General features: G+C 70.5%; 19 protein-coding genes. 8 read left to right on the forward strand and 11 right to left on the reverse strand.

The window, feature by feature from the left end; translation table 11 throughout:
- Positions 1-31: 31 nt before the first annotated feature.
- A complete protein-coding gene (locus tag LWF15_RS01585) occupies positions 32-919 on the reverse strand; it encodes an aspartate/glutamate racemase family protein (protein WP_232808499.1) in 888 nt (295 codons plus the stop codon).
- Between the two features lie 233 nt (positions 920-1,152).
- Complete coding sequence (locus LWF15_RS01590) at positions 1,153-2,175, reverse strand: ABC transporter substrate-binding protein (protein WP_232808500.1); 1,023 nt, start codon at positions 2,173-2,175, stop codon at positions 1,153-1,155.
- Positions 2,176-2,449: 274 nt separating this feature from the next.
- Here LWF15_RS01590 and LWF15_RS01595 point away from each other — a divergent pair, with 274 nt between their 5' ends.
- Positions 2,450-3,817 (forward strand): FAD-dependent oxidoreductase, encoded by a 1,368-nt coding sequence (locus LWF15_RS01595; protein ID WP_232808501.1) that lies wholly within the window; start codon positions 2,450-2,452, stop codon positions 3,815-3,817.
- Between the two features lie 60 nt (positions 3,818-3,877).
- Here the strand turns inward: LWF15_RS01595 and LWF15_RS01600 are convergent, their stop codons facing one another.
- Entirely contained in the window at positions 3,878-5,041 is a 1,164-nt protein-coding gene (locus LWF15_RS01600; protein ID WP_232808502.1) for an NAD(P)/FAD-dependent oxidoreductase, read from the reverse strand.
- 115 nt (positions 5,042-5,156) lie between these two features.
- Between LWF15_RS01600 and LWF15_RS01605 the strand changes: the two genes are divergently transcribed.
- From LWF15_RS01605 to LWF15_RS01620, 4 genes are all read left to right on the forward strand, one after another.
- A complete protein-coding gene (locus LWF15_RS01605) occupies positions 5,157-5,702 on the forward strand; it encodes a type 1 glutamine amidotransferase domain-containing protein (protein ID WP_232808503.1) in 546 nt (181 codons plus the stop codon).
- A 291-nt stretch (positions 5,703-5,993) separates the two neighbouring features.
- Positions 5,994-6,239, forward strand: coding sequence for a DUF1272 domain-containing protein (locus LWF15_RS01610; protein ID WP_232808504.1), 246 nt, complete (start codon positions 5,994-5,996; stop codon positions 6,237-6,239).
- Positions 6,240-6,327: 88 nt separating this feature from the next.
- Entirely contained in the window at positions 6,328-7,500 is a 1,173-nt protein-coding gene (locus LWF15_RS01615; protein WP_232808505.1) for an acyl-CoA dehydrogenase family protein, read from the forward strand.
- Positions 7,500-8,255 carry an SDR family oxidoreductase gene (locus tag LWF15_RS01620; RefSeq protein ID WP_232808506.1) on the forward strand — a complete coding sequence of 252 codons (756 nt, stop codon included), beginning with the start codon at positions 7,500-7,502 and terminating at the stop codon, positions 8,253-8,255. The genes LWF15_RS01615 and LWF15_RS01620 overlap by 1 nt, the downstream gene beginning before the upstream one ends.
- Before the next feature lie 66 nt (positions 8,256-8,321).
- Here the strand turns inward: LWF15_RS01620 and LWF15_RS01625 are convergent, their stop codons facing one another.
- Positions 8,322-8,930 carry an FMN reductase gene (locus LWF15_RS01625; protein WP_232808507.1) on the reverse strand — a complete coding sequence of 203 codons (609 nt, stop codon included), beginning with the start codon at positions 8,928-8,930 and terminating at the stop codon, positions 8,322-8,324.
- 3 nt (positions 8,931-8,933) lie between these two features.
- On the reverse strand, positions 8,934-10,034 hold the full coding sequence (locus tag LWF15_RS01630; RefSeq protein WP_232808508.1) for an LLM class flavin-dependent oxidoreductase: 1,101 nt from the start codon (positions 10,032-10,034) through the stop codon (positions 8,934-8,936).
- Positions 10,035-10,244: 210 nt separating this feature from the next.
- On the opposite strand from LWF15_RS01630, the gene LWF15_RS01635 reads away from it, so the two are divergent.
- The gene (locus LWF15_RS01635; RefSeq protein WP_232808509.1) at positions 10,245-10,967 is read left to right on the forward strand and encodes a hypothetical protein; all 723 of its coding nucleotides are present in this window, start codon (positions 10,245-10,247) and stop codon (positions 10,965-10,967) included.
- A 25-nt stretch (positions 10,968-10,992) separates the two neighbouring features.
- Here the strand turns inward: LWF15_RS01635 and LWF15_RS01640 are convergent, their stop codons facing one another.
- Complete coding sequence (locus LWF15_RS01640) at positions 10,993-11,736, reverse strand: serine/threonine-protein kinase (RefSeq protein WP_232808510.1); 744 nt, start codon at positions 11,734-11,736, stop codon at positions 10,993-10,995.
- A 9-nt stretch (positions 11,737-11,745) separates the two neighbouring features.
- On the reverse strand, positions 11,746-12,630 hold the full coding sequence (locus LWF15_RS01645) for an SDR family oxidoreductase (protein ID WP_232808511.1): 885 nt from the start codon (positions 12,628-12,630) through the stop codon (positions 11,746-11,748).
- 80 nt (positions 12,631-12,710) lie between these two features.
- Here LWF15_RS01645 and LWF15_RS01650 point away from each other — a divergent pair, with 80 nt between their 5' ends.
- Positions 12,711-13,289, forward strand: coding sequence for a TetR/AcrR family transcriptional regulator (locus LWF15_RS01650; protein ID WP_232808512.1), 579 nt, complete (start codon positions 12,711-12,713; stop codon positions 13,287-13,289).
- A 9-nt stretch (positions 13,290-13,298) separates the two neighbouring features.
- Positions 13,299-13,631 carry a YnfA family protein gene (locus LWF15_RS01655; RefSeq protein WP_232808513.1) on the forward strand — a complete coding sequence of 111 codons (333 nt, stop codon included), beginning with the start codon at positions 13,299-13,301 and terminating at the stop codon, positions 13,629-13,631.
- 3 nt (positions 13,632-13,634) lie between these two features.
- Here LWF15_RS01655 and LWF15_RS01660 read toward each other — a convergent pair whose 3' ends face one another.
- The 4 genes from LWF15_RS01660 to LWF15_RS01675 form a co-directional block, all read right to left on the reverse strand.
- Positions 13,635-14,585, reverse strand: a complete 951-nt coding sequence (locus LWF15_RS01660) for a DMT family transporter (RefSeq protein WP_232808514.1) — start codon at positions 14,583-14,585, stop codon at positions 13,635-13,637.
- A 7-nt stretch (positions 14,586-14,592) separates the two neighbouring features.
- Positions 14,593-15,765, reverse strand: coding sequence for a fatty acid desaturase family protein (locus LWF15_RS01665; RefSeq protein ID WP_232808515.1), 1,173 nt, complete (start codon positions 15,763-15,765; stop codon positions 14,593-14,595).
- Between the two features lie 285 nt (positions 15,766-16,050).
- Positions 16,051-17,580, reverse strand: coding sequence for a glycerol kinase GlpK (gene glpK / locus LWF15_RS01670; RefSeq protein WP_232808516.1), 1,530 nt, complete (start codon positions 17,578-17,580; stop codon positions 16,051-16,053).
- Positions 17,577-18,350 (reverse strand): IclR family transcriptional regulator, encoded by a 774-nt coding sequence (locus LWF15_RS01675; protein ID WP_232808517.1) that lies wholly within the window; start codon positions 18,348-18,350, stop codon positions 17,577-17,579. Before LWF15_RS01675 ends, glpK begins: the two co-directional genes overlap by 4 nt.
- Positions 18,351-18,428 lie beyond the last annotated feature (78 nt).

The following is an 18,428-nucleotide window of genomic DNA, read 5'->3' on the forward strand; positions in this document are numbered from 1 at the left end:
CGGTACCGATCAAAGGCGCCGAGCGGGACAGCTACTGGTAGACCTCGGACGAGCGGCGCTGCGCGGAGTAGTGCCCACGGTCCGAACTGCCGTAGCGCTCGGAGCCGTAACGCGATCCGTAACCGGAGTCGTAACGGGGTTCGTAGGAAGGCTCGTACGAAGGTTCGCGGGACGGCTCGGAACGGTAGGAGGGCTCGGGCCGGTAGGGCGCCTCGTAGTCCGGCTCGGGGCGGTAGGCCGCCGGTTCGGGGGCGGGCACGGTCCGCGGCGCCGAAGGCGCGTCGGCCAGGGCCTGCACCGCCATCGCGACCCCGGCCGCGCACGGCTCGATCACCGGCACGCCCAGCTCGTCGGCCAGCGGTCCACGCAGGCGCTCCATCCCGACACTGCCCAGAATCACCGCCTCGGCCCCTCGGCGGCCGACCAGCTCCCGCGAGGCCGACAGCACCGCGTTCGCCGCCTCCCGCGTGCCCAGCTCCAGCACGCCGCGCCCGATCGCCAGGTCGGCCACCACCCGGCCGCTCACCCCGAGCCGCGCCCAGTACAGCTCGTGCCGGAAGGTGGCCATCGGCAGCGTGCTCACCACGCCGATCCGCCGGCTGTGCGCCATCGCCGAGATCAGCGCCGCCTCCGCGATCCCGACCACCGGCACCGGTGCGGCGGCCCGCAGCTCGTCCAGACCGGTGTCCGAGAAGCAGCCCACCACGTACGCGTCGGCCCGGTGCTGTCCGGCCGTGGCCAGCAGGGGGCCGACCGCCGCGCGGGCGTCGTCGTCGGTCTCGATCGCTCGGGGCCCGCCGTAGGAGGTGACCGCGGTCGCGCCGACTCCCCAGCGGCGGGCGGCCCGGTCCAGCGACTCCTGGATCCCCGCGGTGATCTCCGCCGAGCTGGTCGGGTTGATGACGACGACATGAGGCATGCGGTAGTCCGTTTCACAGCGTTGGTCGGGCACCGGCCCGTGCCCGGTCCCACAAGGTACGACCGGGTAGCCACGAGACGCACAAAAGTCTCAGACGGCGCTCATGCACCACGAGGGCAGCAATGCGACCAAAGCCTCACGCCCAGCGCCCGCCCGAGCCGGTCCCGGGGTTTCCCGGGCCACGGCAGAATCCGACCAGAACCGCATTTCGTTATCGGTCAGCACGACCAAGATCACGGAAGATAGGGCTTTTCCGGCAGGAACTCCTTGGTGTATACCTCGGCCAGTTCCGGCTTCTCGTTCAGCCGGCCGGCCCGGGTCAGCGCCTCGACGGTGCCGCGCCAGGCGCGGTCGTCGATGGCCAGGTAGCCGTTCTTCTGCTGTCGGCCGGCTCCCCAGTGGTAGCCCAGCTCCTCCAGCTCCTTGGCCGTGACCGCCTCGTCGATCTGCGGGTAGGTCTTCTTCATCAGCGCCACCGCGGCGGCCGGATTCTGCACGGCCCACTGCATGCCCCGGGCGTAGACGTCGACGAACCCGGAGACTGCCTGCGGGTTCTTCTCGGCGAAGTCGGTGTTGACGTCGAGCACCTGGCCGATCACCCCGACCTGCTCGGCGAACGGGAACACCACCGGCTTGGCCCCGAACTCCTGCTCGGCCTGGAGCGGGGCCAGGGTGAGGAACTCGGGGTAGCAGTCGACCACGCCCTGGAACAGCAGGGGCAGCCCGGCGTCGGGGGCCACCTCGTTCACCCGGCCACGCAGGCCCTCCCGGTCGCGCCAGATCTGCCAGACCGCGTCGTCGGCGTCGTTGCCGGCCGTGGCCAGCTTCCGGTCGAGCAGGCTCTCCGGGTTGTCGGCGGTGATGCTGGAGCCCGGGCGGCAGATCAGCCCCTCCAGCGCCTGCGGCTGGACCAGCCCGACCGCCTTCACCGGCAGGCCCTCGGCCTGCGCGAGCAGCAGTTCGACCCCGCCGCCCAGGGTCAGGTCGTGCTGACCGTCGGCCACCGAGCGGAGCTGATCGACCTTGCCCCCGGGGGTGGTCGTCACCTTGAGCCCAGCCTCGGAGAACCAGCCCTCGCGCAGCCCGACCAGCACGGGAAGGTCGGCCGAGGTGGGCGTGTGGTCGTAGATCCAGCGCACCGGGGTGGGGCCGTCGGCCACCGCCGCGTTCTGATCCTCGTCGGAGCCGCAGGCGGCCAGCACGCTCAGCGCCACGGCGGCCAGGGCGGCGGTACGGACGCGGCGGTTCCTGGTCATCTGTCCGGTCTCCGGCTGCTTCATCGGGGCGGGAGTGAGGGCAATCACCAGAACCGACTGAAGACGTCCGTGGTCCCGGGAGGCGTGAGCGTAGCGGACATTCCACGCACGTTGTCAGCTGACCGCTTCTGCCCGATCACTTTTCGTCAACTGTCGGACAGATTCCGGAACCCTCGGAACATCCCTGGTCACAGCCCGTAGCAATACGGGCGGACGGGTGTGGCCATTTTCATGTTGCCACTTCCTATAGGATCAAGGTTAGGCTGACCTAACCATGACTGAAGAGACTTCATCCCCCCGTCCGCTGCGCATCGGGGTGATCGGTGCGGGCCCGGCGGGCATCTACGCTGCCGACATCCTGACCAAGTCCGAGGTCCCGGTCGAGATCGACGTCCTCGAGCGGCTGCCCGCCCCGTACGGCCTGGTCCGATACGGCGTGGCCCCCGACCACCCGCGGATCAAGGAGATCATCAAGGCCCTGCGCCGGGTGCTCGACCACGAGAACATCCGCTTCATCGGGAACGTGAACTACGGCACCGACCTCAAGCTCGAGGACCTGAGGGCGCACTACGACGCCGTCATCTTCGCCACCGGCGCCTTCGCCGACCGCGACCTCGACGTCCCCGGCACCGACCTGCCCGGCAGCTTCGGCGCCGCCGACTTCGTCAACTGGTACGACGGTCACCCCGACGTGCCCCGCGAGTGGCCGCTGACCGCGCAGAGCGTGGCCGTGCTGGGTGCCGGCAACGTGGCCCTGGACGTGGCCCGGGTGCTGTCCAAGACGGCCGACGAGATGCTCGTGACCGAGATCCCGGACAACGTCTACCAGGGCCTGAAGGCCAACCAGGCCACCGACGTGCACGTGTTCGCCCGTCGCGGCCCGGTGCAGGTGAAGTTCTCCCCGCTGGAGCTGCGCGAGCTGGCCCACTCCCCCAACGTGGACGTCGTCGTGCACCCGGAGGGTTTCGAGTTCGACGAGGCGAGCATGCGCCTGGCGAACGAGGACAAGCACGTCAAGCAGGTCATGAAGACGCTCAACGCCTGGGTGGGCAAGGAGCCGACCGGCAAGATCCACCGGCTGCACCTGCACTTCCTCGAGGCGCCGGTGGAGATCTCCGGCGACGGCAAGGTCGAGAACCTGCGCACCGAGCGCATGGAGCTCACCGGTGACGGGAACGTGCGCGGCACCGGGCAGTTCACCGACTGGCCGGTCCAGGCGGTCTACCGCGCCGTGGGTTACCGCAGCTCGGCCCTGCCGGACATCCCGTTCGACCACTCCCGCCACGTGATCAGCAACGACGGCGGCCGGGTGCTGGACGTGAACGGCAACCAGGTGCCCGGCGTCTACTGCACCGGCTGGATCAAGCGCGGCCCGATCGGCCTGATCGGGCACACCAAGTCCGACGCCAACGAGACCGTGCAGCACATCCTCAAGGAGGTCTCCCCGGACGACCCCGCCCCGCACGGCGTGGACATCCTGGCCCACCTGGAGCTGGTCGGCGTCGACTACACCACCTGGGACGGCTGGAACTCGCTGGACGCGCACGAGGTCAGCCTCGGCGAGCCGCACAGCCGCGAGCGCATCAAGGTGGTCGAGCGTGAGGACATGATCCGGATCAGCAAGGCCTCGCCGACCGACTGAGCACCTCCCGGCACGACAGAAGGTCCGGCACCCCCTCGGGTGCCGGACCTTCTTCGCGTCTCAGCCCAGCAGGCTGAAGGCCTTGTCGTAGTTCGCGTCCGCCTTGTAGGTGAGAACGCCCACACAGGTGCCGTTCTCGTCCTGGTACCAGACGGTGAAGGCGTCTCCCTCACCCTCCTCGTACAGCGCCTCGACGTATCCGTCGCCCCAGGCGGCGTATTTCAGCCAACGGTCGCCGATCTGGCTCCAGAATCCCGGCGGGGAGGACCATTCCGCACCCTCGACCCCGGCCGCCGATCGGCCCGCGATCTTGCCCATCGTCTCGGCGTCGAACCAGTGCTCGACCGAGATCCCGCGCCCGGCCGCGGTGTTGAAGGCGTGCACCACGTCGCCGGCCGCCAGCACCCCGTCGGCCGAGGTGCGCATCTGCGCGTCGACCAGGATCCGGCCCTCGTGCAGCCGCAGCCCCGCCTCTGCGGCCAGGTCGGAGGCCGGGCGCACGCCGACCGCCAGGAGAACCTCGTCGGCCCGCACCGGTTCCCGGCCGGCCAGCTGCACGGTGACGCCCTGGGCGTCACGCTCGATCGCGGTGACCGTGACCCCGGTGACCAGGTGCACCCCGTCCTCGGTGAGCCAGCGGGCGATCCGGGCAGCTGCCTCGTCGCCCAGCCGGTTCTCCTGCGGCGCATACTCGTTCGTCACCTGCACCACCTCGACCCCCAGCCGGCGCAGTGACGAGGCGGCCTCGCAGCCGATGAAGCCGGAGCCGATCACCGCCACCGTCTTCGCCCCGGCCACCGCCTGCCGGAGCCGGCGGCCGTCTTCCAGGGTGCGCAGCCGGAGCAGCGAGCTGTCTTCACCGCCCGGCACCGGCAGGTCGGCCGGGTTCGCACCGGTGGCGAAAATGCACTTCCGGTAGGCGAAGTCAGCGCCCTCCCGGGTACTCACCCGACGGGCCTCGACGTCGACCGAGACCACCCGGTCGCGGGCCCAGGTGACCTCGAGCCGGGCCAGTTCCCCCTCGTCCAGCAACCCGAAGTCACCCTCCGCCTGCTCTCCGCGCAGGAAGTCCTTCGACAGCGGGGGACGCTCGTGGGGCGAGTCCGGATCGGCCGCGACCAGCACCACCCGGCCGAGGCCGCCCGCCTCCCGGTAGGCCCGCACGGCCGAGAGCCCGGCCGGGCCGCCACCGATCACGAGCAGTTCCACCACCTGGTCAGTCATGACCGTCATCCTTGCGCGCATCTCGGCCTGCGCAACCGTCCCCCCAGGGCGAGAGTCGGATTCGTGACCTCCGGCCCCACCCGGGCCGGACCTGATCAGCCTTGAGGAGTTTCACGTGTCGCTCAGCGGTAAGAAGATCGCCTTCCTGGTCGCCGACGAGGGCATCGAGCAGGTCGAACTGACCGAACCGTGGGAAGCGGTGAAGCAGGACGGCGGGCAGCCGGTCCTGATCGTCGGCAGTGACAGCAAGACCGTGCAGGGCTTCAACCACCTGGACAAGGCCGACACCTTCGACGCCGACCTGCCGGTCTCGCAGGCCGGGGTGGAGGACTACGACGGCCTGGTGCTGCCGGGCGGCGTGGCCAACCCGGACGCGCTGCGCACCAACCCCGAGGCCGTGGCCTTCGTGAAGGCCTTCGTCGACGCCGGCAAGCCGGTCGCGGCGATCTGCCACGCCCCGTGGACGCTGGTCGAGGCGGACGTGGTCCGCGGCCGCACGGTGACCAGCTGGCCGAGCCTGCAGACCGATCTGCGTAACGCCGGTGCGCAGTGGGTGGACCAGGAGGTGGTGGTCGACTCCAGCGGCCCGGGCCCGCTGATCACCAGCCGCAACCCCGGCGACATCCCGGCCTTCAACCGGGCGCTGGCCAGCGCCTTCTGACCGGGACGAGGAGGGATCAGGGGTCTCCCGGGGAACCGGGGAACCCCTGATTCCGACAAGCGTCGCTTAATGGGCGTACGATCACCCTCCGACACCGTTATTACTTTAAGTGAGTTGAAAATTCTTTCAGTCTCGTCCGCGACGGCCCGCGCCGAACCCTTCACGTAGAGTGCTGAGAAAGCGTCGATCTGACCTTATCGTCCCGAAACTCCGGCGTGATCACGAGACTACGTAAAGCCAGCGTCATCGAGGCCGAAAATTGCTGTCCCGGAGCGTGTTAGCGTCCGGATCATGCTTGAGCTGCGACCTAACTGCGAAGCCTGCGACACCGACCTGGCGGCCGACTCGCCGGACGTGTGGATCTGCTCCTTCGAGTGCACCTGGTGCACCGACTGCGCCGCCACCTTCGCTGACAATGCGTGCCCGAACGACAAGGGCAACCTGGTCTCCCGCCCGATCCGCACCCCGGAGATGCTGGAGAAGTTCCCGGCCTCCACCGAGCGCAAGCACAACCCCGAGCTCGTCCCGGCCGGCTGAGGTCACGGCCGGGTCCGCTCAAGCAGTGACCTGACCCGATCGAGACGGCATACTGACAGGTCTGCTGTCTCGACGGGGAGGTCTGCCGGTGCCTGCGGAACGCGTTGTGCCGAATGCCGAGGCCGCCGACCTCGTCGCCCTCACCCGGCAGATCGCCGCGAGACACCTGGCCCCCCTGGTCGACGCCCACGAGGCCGAAGAGACCTTCCCGCGCGAGGTCTTCCGCGTCCTGGGCCGGGCCGGCCTGCTCGGCCTGCCCTACCCGGCCGAGTACGGCGGCGGCGAACAGCCCTACCAGGTCTACCTCCAGGTGCTGGAGGAGATCGCCACGGTCTGGGCCAGCGTCGGGGTGGGCGTCAGCGTGCACGCCCTTTCCTGCTTCGGCCTGGCCGAGTTCGGCACGCCCCAGCAGAAGAAGGACTGGCTGCCCGACCTGCTCGGTGGTGAGCAGCTCGGCGCCTACTGTCTGTCCGAACCGCACGCCGGCTCCGACCCGGCCGCCCTGCGCGCCACTGCCGTGCGCAGGGGCGACGACTACGTGCTGAACGGCGTGAAGGCCTGGACCACGCACGGCGGGCAGGCCGACTTCTACAAGATCATGGCCCGCACCTCGGACGAGAAGAACGGCATCTCCTGCTTTCTCGTCCCGGCCGGCACTCCCGGCCTGGAGGCCGATCCGCCCGAGCGCAAGATGGGCCTGACCGCCTCGCACACCACCGCGATCCGGCTCACCGACGTCCGGATCCCGGCCGAGCGCCGTCTCGGGGCCGAGGGCGACGGGCTGAAAATTGCTCTGAAGGGCCTGGACTCGGGCCGTCTGGGGATCGCCGCGGTGGCCACCGGCCTGGCCCAGGCCGCCCTCGACGCCGCGGTCGAGTACGCCGGGCAGCGCGAGACCTTCGGCCGGGCCATCATCGAGCACCAGGGCCTGAGCTTCCTGCTCGCCGACATGGCGGCCGCGGTGGAGGTCTCCCGGGCCGCCTACCTGGCCGCCGCCCGACGCCGCGACCTGGGCCTTCCGTTCACCCGCCAGGCCTCGATCGCCAAGCTGGTCGCCACCGACAACGCCATGCGGGTCACCACCGACGCGGTGCAGGTCCTCGGCGGTTACGGCTACACCCGCGACTTCCCGCTGGAGCGCTACATGCGCGAGGCCAAGGTGATGCAGATCTTCGAGGGCACCAACCAGATCCAGCGGATGGTGATCGGGCGGGCCCTCGCCGACACCAAGGGAAAGATCCACATCGCGGAAGGATCCTGATGCAGATCACCGGCACCGCCGCCGTCGTCACCGGCGCCGCCTCCGGCCTGGGCAACGCCACCGCTGCGGCACTGGCCGCCAACGGCGCCCGGGTCTACGGTCTCGACCTGCCCTCGGCGGTGGAGAAGGCACCCGAGATCGACGGGGTCACCTACCTGGAGGTGGACGTCACCGCCCCGGACGAGGTGGAGGCGGCCGTTGCCCGGGCCGCGGCCGGAGAACCCCTGCGCACCGTCGTGAACTGCGCCGGAATTGGTTCTGCGGCACGGATTCTGGGTAAGAAGGGTCGTCACGACATTGCCCTCTACACCAAGGTGGTGCAGGTCAATCTGATCGGCACGTTCACCGTGCTCACCTACGCGGCCGAGCAGATCGCCCGGACCGAACCGGACGCCGGTGGCCAGCGTGGGGTCATCATCAACACCGCCTCGGTGGCCGCGTTCGAGGGCCAGGTCGGTCAGGCGGCGTACTCGTCCTCGAAGGGCGGCGTGGTCGGCCTGTGCCTGCCTGCGGCCCGCGACCTCGCGCAGTACGGGATCCGGGTGAACACCATCGCCCCGGGCACGATCGAGACCCCGATGCTGGCCGGGGTCACCGAGGAGTACCTCGAAGGTCTTTCCGCCGCGGTGCCTTTCCCGAAGCGGCTGGGCCGGCCCGACGAGTACGCCAAGCTGGCCCTGATGCTCGTCGACCACGACTACATCAACGGCGAGACGGTGCGCATGGACGGCGCGATCCGGATGCCACCCCGCTGAGGTGACCGGCAGAACAACGGTGCCCACAAACGTCTTCAATTTATGACGTTTGTGGTCACCAATGTTTCACTGCCCCTGGGCCTTCAGCATCTCGGCGAACGGGATCACTTCGGCGAAGGGATCTTTCGCTCCACCGGACGAGGTGGAGGCGCCACTCATCAGGGCCGCCAGCTGACGTCCGGCCCGCTCCACCCGGCCACCCAGCTCACCCTCACCTTCGGAGGCCCAGTCCTCGCTGGCCGCGTACACCGCCGTGGGCACCACCACCGCCCGCAGGTAGCTGAACAGCGGCCGCAGAGCGTGTTCCAGCGCCAGCGAGTGCCGGGACGAGCCACCGGTCGCGCCGATCAGCACCGGCTTGCCCTCCAGCGCCTCGGGGTCGAGCACGTCGAAGAACGACTTGAACAACCCGCTGTAGGAGGCGCTGAAGATCGGGGTCACCGCGATCACCGCATCCGCCGCGGTGACCGCGTCCACCGCGGCCCGCAGCGCCGGCGCGGGGAAGCCGGTGAGCAGGTTGTTGGTGATGTCGTGGGCCAGGTCGCGCAGTTCCAGCACGGTGACCTCGGGCACCTCGGCCAGCTCGCGCACCACGGCCGAGGACAGCTTGTCGGCCAGGAGGCGGGTGGACGAGGGCTGACTCAGCCCGGCGCTGATGACGACCAGCGAGGTCATGACTTACTCCCCAACGGTTGCGAGCGACTGCTCGCGCTGCAGCGCAGCGAGGCGGTTGGCGTGGGTGGGCGCGTCCGGGGTGCCCGGGGCGCGACGGGCGGCGAACTCGGCCCGCAGGGTGGGCAGGATCTCTCCCAGCAGATCGAGCTGCTCGAGCACGGTCTTGAGCGGCAGGCCGGCGTGGTCGATCAGGAACAGCTGACGCTGGTAGTCGCCGACGTACTCGCGGAAGCTCAGCGTCCGCTCGATCACCTGCTGCGGGCTGCCGACGGTCAGCGGGGTCTGCGAGGTGAACTCCTCCATCGAGGGCCCGTGCCCGTAGACCGGCGCGTTGTCGAAGTAGGGACGGAACTCCTTCACCGCGTCCTGCGAGTTCCGGCGCATGAAGAACTGCCCGCCCAGGCCGACGATCGCCTGCTCGGCGGTGCCGTGGCCGTAGTGCGCGAACCGCTGACGGTAGAACTGCACCATCCGGGTGGTGTGCTCCTTGGGCCAGAAGATGTGGTTGTGCAGGAAACCGTCACCGTAGTAGGCGGCCTGCTCGGCGATCTCCGGGCTGCGGATCGAGCCGTGCCAGACGAACGGCGGCAGGCCGTCGAGCGGGCGCGGGGTGGCGGTGAACCCCTTGAGCGGGCTGCGGAACTTGCCCTCCCAGTCCACCACCTCTTCGCGCCACAGCTTGTGCAGCAGCGAGTAGTTCTCCACCGCCAGCGGGATGCCCTGCCGGATGTCCTGGCCGAACCAGGGGTAGACCGGGCCGGTGTTGCCGCGCCCCATCACCAGGTCGACCCGGCCGTCGGCCAGGTGCTGCAGCATCGCGTAGTCCTCGGCGATCTTCACCGGGTCGTTCGTGGTGATCAGCGTGGTCGAGGTGCTCAGGATCAGCTTCTCGGTGGTGGCCGCGACGAAGCCGAGCATGGTGGTCGGTGACGAGGGCACGAACGGCGGGTTGTGGTGCTCGCCGGTGGCGAAGACGTCCAGCCCGACCTCTTCGGCCTTCTGGGCGATCCGCACCATGGCCTTGATCCGCTCGCGTTCGGTCGGCTCCTGGCCGGTGGTCGGGTCCGGCGTCACGTCGCCGACCGTGAAAACTCCGAACTGCATCACGAACTCCCTGCTCAGCTGGATGTCACCGGTGCTGGGGACATCCTCTCGAATAGATCGTTGCTTGAGCAACTACTTGCCCCCTCGGGTCATTCCCGCGGCACGCCCGGCGCGGGCCGGGCGCGTCGCGACGCCGGTGGGCTAGCGTCTTGCGCCGTGCCCGAAGCCGGTCCAGTCCGGACCCGGCAGATGGAACGGACGGAAGTACAGATGGTGAACGAACGCGAAGTGCGGAACCCCGGCGCAGGCCGCAGCAGTTACCAGGACATGACCCAGTCAGGATCGGCTCCGGCAGTGCGGCCCGAGCTGCGGCCCGAACGCACCTGGACCGTCCGCCGCGCCCAGCTCGTGGACATTCCGGCCGTCTCCCGCATGCTGCGTTCCCCCTCGCTGGCCGACTGGCCGCTGCCGGGGGGCGTGTCCGACGACGACCTGACCACGGCCACCCGGCTGATGCTCACGCACGTCGGGCTGGAGCACGGTGAGTTCTGGGTGGCCGACGACGACGGCGAGGTCCGGGCCGCTGTGGTGATCTTCCCGCCCACCGTCCCGGCCGGGGGCTTCGGCACCCAGCACCGTCTGGAGGGTGCCCTGCGGCTGGAGCTGGGCCTGCTGCCGGGCCTGCCCGACCACACCGACATCACCGAGCTCGCGGCCCTGGCCGGTGCCCCGGACATGCACTGGCTGCTGATGCCGCTGCACGCCCCGGGCGACGAGGAGGTGCTGGGCGACCTGCTCGCCGCAGCGCTGCCGGTGGTCGACGAGACCGGCATGCCGGTGATGTGCCTGGAGCAGGGGGCGCCCGCCGGGCCGATCCGCGCGGCCGGGTTCGAGCCGCTGACCGTGCCGGTCGAGCTCGCGCTCACCGCTTCTCTGCGCTCGGGGGCCAGCGCCCCCGACGACGCCGGGTCGCTGCTCGCCGTCAGTCTCTGACTGCTTCTCGATTTGAGGACGCGCTTCAGTCACCGATGACGCGGCGCCAGTCGGCGACCAGTTCCGGCACGCCCGGATAGCGCTGGTCGGGGTCGGGCTGGGTGGCCCGGGTGACGACGGCCCGTTGGGCCGGGCTGCCGCGCCAGCCCTGCGGCCCGTCCAGCAGGTGCTGGGCCACCCGGCCCAGCGCGTGCACGCTGGTGCGCTGGTCGATGAGCGAGCCGCGGGTGAACTCCTCCGGGGCCATGTAGCGGGTCGACCCGGGTAACCGGTCGGAGTCCAGCACGAACGGGCCCGGACGGTACTCGTCGAGATCGATCAGGCTGAGCCGGCCGTCGGTCTCGTCGTACAGCAGGCACCCGTCGTACAGGTCGCAGGTGACCCACCCGGCGGCGGCCACCGCGAGGTGGGCCTCCAGCACCTGCTCGACCGCCCGTTGAGCTCGCTCCGGCGGCCCCTGCTGCAGGCGGAGCAGGGCACGGCGATCGGAACCGGCGGTGGTGGCCCGGTTCAGCACCTCACCCTCACGCCACGGATAGACCAGGGTGCTGCCGTCCGTGCCGTCGAGGACAAGCTCTGGTCGCACGACGACCTCGTGCCGGACCACGGCGTGCAGTGCCGCCACCCGGGCGAGCCCGGCCTGGGCCCGCGGTTCGCGTGCGGTCTTGACGAACCAGCGCTGCCCCTCGTGCTCCACTCCCCACGACAGGCACCCGGAGTCCTGGGCGTCGAGGACCACGAAGGCCTCGGCGATGTCCCAGGGACTCATCGGATCAACCTAGTGCCCGAAGTAGTGACCCTGCTCCAGATCGGCCAGCAGGCCCGGGTGCGCGGGGTTCCAGCCGAGCAGCTCACGGGTGGCCCCGTTGGGCATGGTGAAGTCGATCCCGACGAACGGGAAGCCGGCGAAGTGCTCGGCCACCTGCTCCGACGGGATGCTGCGGACCGGCAGGCCGAGCTGTCGGCCGATCACCTCGGCGATGTCGCGCAGCCGCACACCGGCCTCGGTGGCCGCGTACAACTGGGTGCCTGCGGGTACCTCCTTCTCCAGGGCCAGCCGGTACAACGTGGCCACATCCCGGGTGTGCGCGGCCGGCCAGGTGTTCTCGCCCTCACCCGGATAACCGGAGACCCCGGTGCGACGGGCGATGCCGATCAGCAGGGGGACGAACCCGGCCCGGTCGGCCTCGCTGTGGGTGACCGGGGGGATGGCGAAGGTCGCGGTGCGGATGTCCTGCCGGGCCAGGTCCGCGATCAGCTGGGTGACCTCGTTGCGGGGGTTGGCCGCGATCGTGGCGTCGGCCTTCGGATCGCCGGTGCGCTGCATGCCGATCCCGAGCAGCGCCTTGCCGGTGCCGGCCAGGGCCTGCCCCAGCGCCTGCACCCGGGCCCGGTCGTTGGACACGGCCCCGGCGAAGTCGCCGGCCATCATCAGGTCGTTGTCGAAGGCCAGGTGGATCACCGCATCGGCGTCGGCCGCGGCCCCGGAGAGCCGGCCGAAGTCGTCGAGCGAACCGCGCCAGGCCAGGGCCCCCAGCTCACGAATCTTCTTCTCGGCCGCGCCGGAACGGGCCGAGCCCACCACCTCGTGCCCCGCCCCGACGAGTTCGGAGACAACTGCGGAGCCGATGTGCCCACTGGCCCCGGTGACGAAAACGCGCATTGCCGTCCTCCTTGATGTGACTGAGTAACATCAAAGTAGCACCGGCAACGTGACCGAGTCACATCACCTAGGCTGTCGGCATGGGCCGCTGGGAACCGAACACGCGTCTGAAGCTGATCGACGCCGCGGTGGAGCTCTTCGCCGCCAACGGCTACGAGGCCACCACCGTCGTGCAGATCGCCGCACAGGCCGGGGTCTCCAAAATGACGTTCTTCCGGCACTTCGCCGACAAGCGCGAGGTGCTGTTCGCCGGTCAGGCCGAGTTCGTGGAACTGTTGCGCGACAGCGTGTCCCGGGGCCCGAAGGGGGCCGGCGCGTTGGCGGTCGCTGCCGCGGCGGTCACTGAACTCGCGGCCGTCTTCCCGGTGGAGCGACAGGCACCGACAGCTCGACTGAACGCCGTCGTCGCCTCCCACCCGGATCTGCGTGAGCGCTCCGCCTACAAGCGGGCTCTTCTGACCGCGGCTCTGGAAGGTGCCCTGCTGGAGCGACAGGTGCCGGCGGCGACGGCGGGAGTGGCCGCTGATGTCGCAGTTCGTGCCCTGCACGATGCTTTCGACCGCTGGGCCGAGCCGGGGCAGAAGCGCTCTCTGCCCGAGCTCATCGGTCAGGCACTCGGGGAGCTGACCCAGGCCGCGACCGAACTCGTCGGCCACTAGGTTCACCCCGTGACCGTCACTCGCTCCCTCCTGCTCTTCGCCCTGGCCGCCGTCGCCGAGATCGGCGGGGCCTGGCTGGTCTGGCAGGGGCTGCGGGAGAACCGGGGCGTGCTCTGGGTGGGCGCCGGGGTGGTGGCGCTGGGCCTCTACGGCGTGGTCGCCACCCTGCAGCCGGACGCCGAGTTCGGCCGGATCCTGGCTGCCTACGGCGGGGTGTTCATCGCCGGTTCGCTGGCCTGGGGTGCCCTGGTGGACGGTTACCGCCCCGACCGGTTCGACCTGGTCGGGGCGGCGATCTGCCTGGTCGGGGTCGCGGTGATCATGTACGCCCCGCGAGCCTGAGGTCTAGCTCAGCAGGGGGTCGGCGGCGGTCCGGAGTTCACCCAGAGGGGCCGGCGGGGGCAGAACCGGCTCGGTGGGCGGGGCGTCGGCCGGGCCGTCGCCGGTCGTGTCCTCGTGCTCCTCGCGGGCCAGGAAGGCCACCCCGGTGAGCACCATGACCAGGCCGACCAGCTCCAGGGTGAGCAGGGCCGGGTCGGAGCTGGGGGCCTCGTCGAACACCACGATGCCGAAGGTGACCGCGACCACCGGGTTGATCACGTTGAGCACCGGCAGCGAGTGCGACAGCGGGGCCCGGTTGTAGGCGTACTGGTTGCTCAGGAAGGCCGCCGCCCCCAGACCCGCCAGCGCGTAGATCGGCCAGGTGGTGAGCGCGTCCCAGACCCCGTCGGACGAGGTGACCACCTTGATCATCGAGGCGATCATGCCGAACAGCAGGCCGCCGGCGATGCCCATCAGCAGCCCGGCCCGCTGCACCTCCACCCGGGTGGCCAGCCACCAGGTGAGCGCCGCGACCGTGCCGGCCACCGCGACGAACCACAGCGCCGAGCTCGCCGTGAAGTGCCCCGAGCTCTCGCTGCTGTGCGCCCCGACCAGGAACACCGCGATGCCCGCAGCCACCAGCACGACCCACGACATCATCCGCGGCTCGGGCCAGCGGCGGTCCAGCACCGCGCGGAACACGAAGGCGAACACCAGCCCGGTGACCACGATCGGCTGGACCACGGCCAGCGACCCCAGGGCCAGGGCGACCGAGTGCAGCACCAGCCCGGTCAGGCTGGCGACGATCCCGGCCAGCCACGTCGGCTGGCCGGCCAGGTGCCGCAGCAGCTGGAGGAGCCCGGAGAGACCGCCCGGCCCCTGCGGCGCCCGGGACGCGCTGTGGTGCATCAGGGCGGTCGACAACCCGAACGCCACGGCGTCCAGGAAGGCGACCCCGATGGCCAGCGTGTTCACCGTTCGATCACGTGCTTCTCACTGCTCTCTCACTACTGGCCGCCGACCGGGGCCGGGGCACCGAGGCCGGACGGCCGGGCGTCGGGCCGGTCACCACGGGCGGGCCGCCGTCGGTCCGGCCCAGTTCTCTCAGTCTGCGGTAGTGGCTGATCGTGGCCGACGTCAGGGTCGGGTACTCGACCAGCGGCAGACCCGAGTCCCGCACCACCTTGGCCACCACGGTGGTGTGCAGCTCGGGCAGCTGGTGCCGCGGGGCCACCGGCTTGAGGTGGTGCGCCAGGTGGTGGGTCATGCCCCCGGTGAGCCAGCGCATCGGCAGGCTGCGGGTGCTGAACGAGGCGGTGGTGGCCACCAGGTGCCGCGACCAGTCGCGCGGGGCGGGCTGCTCGCTGGGCGCGTACAGACCCTCGTTGATGTGGCCGACCACCAGCACGATCGCGGCCTGCACCGCGCTCAGGCTCATCGCCACCAGGAAGTACAGGGTGAACCGGCCCAGGCCCAGCAGGACCGCGTAGGGGCTGACCACCAGCGCCCAGAAGGACTTCTCGAAGAGCCACTGCCCCAGCCGCACCCGGAACGGTGGCACCTCGACGCCCGGGACGTTGCCCTTACGGACGTAGGTGAGCTGGCTGTGCAGCTCGCCCACCCAGACCAGCGCGTAGAGGAACCAGGCGTAGAGGTGCTGGTAGCGGTGGTGGGGCCGGCGCTCGACGCCCGGGTGCATCCGGATCGTGGTGTTCCGGGTGGCCTCGTCGAGCGGGTACACCTGCGAGGAGCGGTGGTGCACGCGGTGCTTCAGCGTCCAGTGCTGCACGAAGAAGCCCAGCGGGATCGCGGTCTGCACGGCCCAGACGTTCGGCCAGGTCCGGCGGGAGAACCGGCGGTGGCCGGCGTCGTGCAGGATGGTCAGGGTGCCGGTGGCGAAGGTCAGGCTCAGCGGCAGGGCGGCCAGCAGGAGCCAGGGCCAGCCCGGGTCCAGCACGGCCACGGTGAGCATCTGGGCGTGGATCAGCAGCCCGATCGCCGCCCAGTCCCGCCACGGTTCGCCTCGGTGCCGCTCGCTGCGCCGGGCGGTGAGCCGCCGGGTGACCCCCCGCAGGCGGTCGTCTCCCCCGGCCTCGCCCGGCCCCGGTTTCCCGCGGCCCGGGCGCAGCTCGAATCGCCACGTGTTGCTGGTCATGATCGCCTCACCGCCGGTCCGGCCTTCCGTCGTCGCTGCTCGCGAGTCCCCGGAGTTCCCCCACCCGGACCGCACGAACGCTGGGCTGACGCTGCCAGCCCGACACCATGGATCGGCCTCCGGTCAGGCTGACCTAACCCTAACCGGCCCCGATCGGGCCCCGGACTGCTTCGGATCGCCGGAACAGTACCAATTCCCGGAGCCCGGACCGCTCAGGGCCGCGCCCGGAGATGTCCTCGAGAATGCCGCTACGGGCGTAATGTTCACGCTCCCGGACGCTGCTCTTCATCCCGGCTTCACGTCGGTCCGCGGGCCCGGCCGGGCGGTCTTGCTGGTCCAGTCCAGGGTGAGTTCGACGGCGTGGGTCCAGTTCCGGTACTCCGACTCGCGGCGCCGCGGGTCCATCGCCGGCGACCACTGCGCGGCCAGGTGCCAGTTGCGCCTCAGCCCCTCCAGGTCCGACCAGTAGCCGACAGCCAGCCCGGCGGCGTAACCGGCTCCGAGCGAGACGGTCTCGGCCACCATCGGGCGCACCACCGGCACGTCGAGGACGTCGGCGACGAACTGCATGAGCAGGTTGTCCGAGGTCATCCCACCGTCCACCTTCAGCGCCTGCAGCCGCAGCGAGGAGTCGGCGTTCATCGCGTCCAGCACCTCGCGAGTCTGCCAGCCGGTCGACTCCAGCACCGCCCGGGCCAGGTGCCCGCGGGTGATGTAACTGGTCAGGCCCGCGATCACGCCCCGGGCCTCGGGCCGCCAGTGCGGGGCGAACAGACCGTAGAACGCCGGCACGATGTAGCAGCCCCCGTTGTCGTCCACCGTGCGGGCCAGGGTCTCGATCTCGGCCGCGCTGGAGATCAGCCCGAGGCCGTCGCGGAACCACTGCACCAGCGAACCGGTGATCGCGATCGAGCCCTCCAGCGCGTAGTGCGCCGGCTCCCCGGCCACCTGGTAGGCCACCGTGGTGAGCAGCCCGTGGGTGGAGGCGACCAGTTCGGTACCGGTGTTCAGCAGCAGGAAACTGCCGGTGCCGTAGGTGCACTTTCCCTCGCCCGCACCGAAACAGGTCTGCCCGAACAGGGCCGCCTGCTGGTCGCCCAGCGCAGCCGCGATCGGTACTCCCTCCAGGGCGCCGTGCCCGGTGCCGTACGTCTCCAGCGAGCCGCGGATCTCCGGCAGGACCGCCTCGGGGATGCCGAAGAACTCCAGCAACTCCGGATCCCACTGCAGCGAGCGGATGTTCATCAGCAGGGTGCGGCTGGCGTTGGTCACGTCGGTGACGTGGACACCGGAGGTGAGGTTCCAGATCAGCCAGGACTCCATCGTCCCGAAGAGCACCTCGCCGCGTTCGGCCCGCTCCCGCAGCCCGGGCGTCTGGTCGAGGATCCAGCGCATCTTCGGGGCGCTGAAGTACGAGGCCAGCGGCAGGCCGGTGAGCGCGGGGATCCGCTCGGCGCCGGGCCGGTGCACCATCTCGTCGACCATGGCGTCGGTGCGGGTGTCCTGCCAGACGATCGCCCGGCGCACCGGCCGGCCGCTCTCGCGCTCCCAGACCACGATCGTCTCGCGCTGATTGGCGATCCCGACCGCGGCGATGTCGTGGGCGCTGGCCCCCACGTCGGCCAGCACCCGCTTCACCACCTTCTCCACGTTGCGCCAGATCTCCAGCGGATCGTGTTCCAGCCAGCCCGGTTTCGGGAAGTACTGGTGGTGCTCGAGCTGGTGCACGGCGACCAGCTGGCCGCCGTGGTCGAACAGGATCGCCCGGGTGCTGGTCGTGCCCTGGTCGATCGCCATCACGAAACGTGGCTTCACGCCTGTGTCCTCGGGGTTGTGAGTTCGCGCCCGACGGCCCGGGAACATTCCTGGACCAGGGCGAGCAGCCGGGGGCGGGGCGCCCCCGCGGAGTCGCAGAGCCGGTCCAGAGCACCGTGGATGCCGATCGCGCCGACCACCAGCCCGCCCACCCCGGTCAGCGGGGCCGCCAGGCCGGCCGTGTCCATCGCGTACTCACCGGCCGACACCGCCCAGCCCTGGCGCCGGATCTGCGTCAGCTCGGCCGCCAGCCGGGCCCGGGTGGCGATGGTGCGGCTGGTGTACGGGGTCAGGGCGTCGTCGGTCAGGGTCTGGGCGGCGGTCGGGTGGAAGGCCAGCAGCACCTTGCCCAGCGCGGTGGCGTGCCCGGGCAGCAGCGCCCCGACGTCGGCCTTCTGGCTGGAGTGGTCCGGGCGGAAGACGTAGTGGACCACCCGCGCGTCGGCCCCCTCGGGCACCACCACCCGCACCGCCTCACCGCTGCGCGCGGCCAGCGGGTCGGCCCAGTTCATGCTGCGGGCCCGCAGCTCGTTCGGGTCGACCGGGCGGCCGCCCAGCGCGAACAGGCCGTCGCCGATCAGGTAGCGGCCGGTGATCCGGTCCTGCTCGACGAAGCCCACGTCGCCCAGGGTGCGCAGGATGCCGTGCGCCGTGCCGCGGGAGAGCTGAACGGCTGAACTGATCTCACTCAGGCGCAGCGGAGCCGGCGCCGCGGCGAGCAGCTTCAGGATCGCGGCGGCACGCTCGATGGACTGGATCGAGCCCGGCATCCGGCCAACGTAGACCGGTCAGCACATGTTCGACAATGTCGACGGGCGAGCGTTGTTGCCGTGGCCTGGGTCTTCATA

It is taken from the genome of Kineosporia rhizophila (genome assembly GCF_021277265.1).
In the GTDB taxonomy this organism is placed as follows: Bacteria; Actinomycetota; Actinomycetes; order Actinomycetales; family Kineosporiaceae; genus Kineosporia; species Kineosporia rhizophila.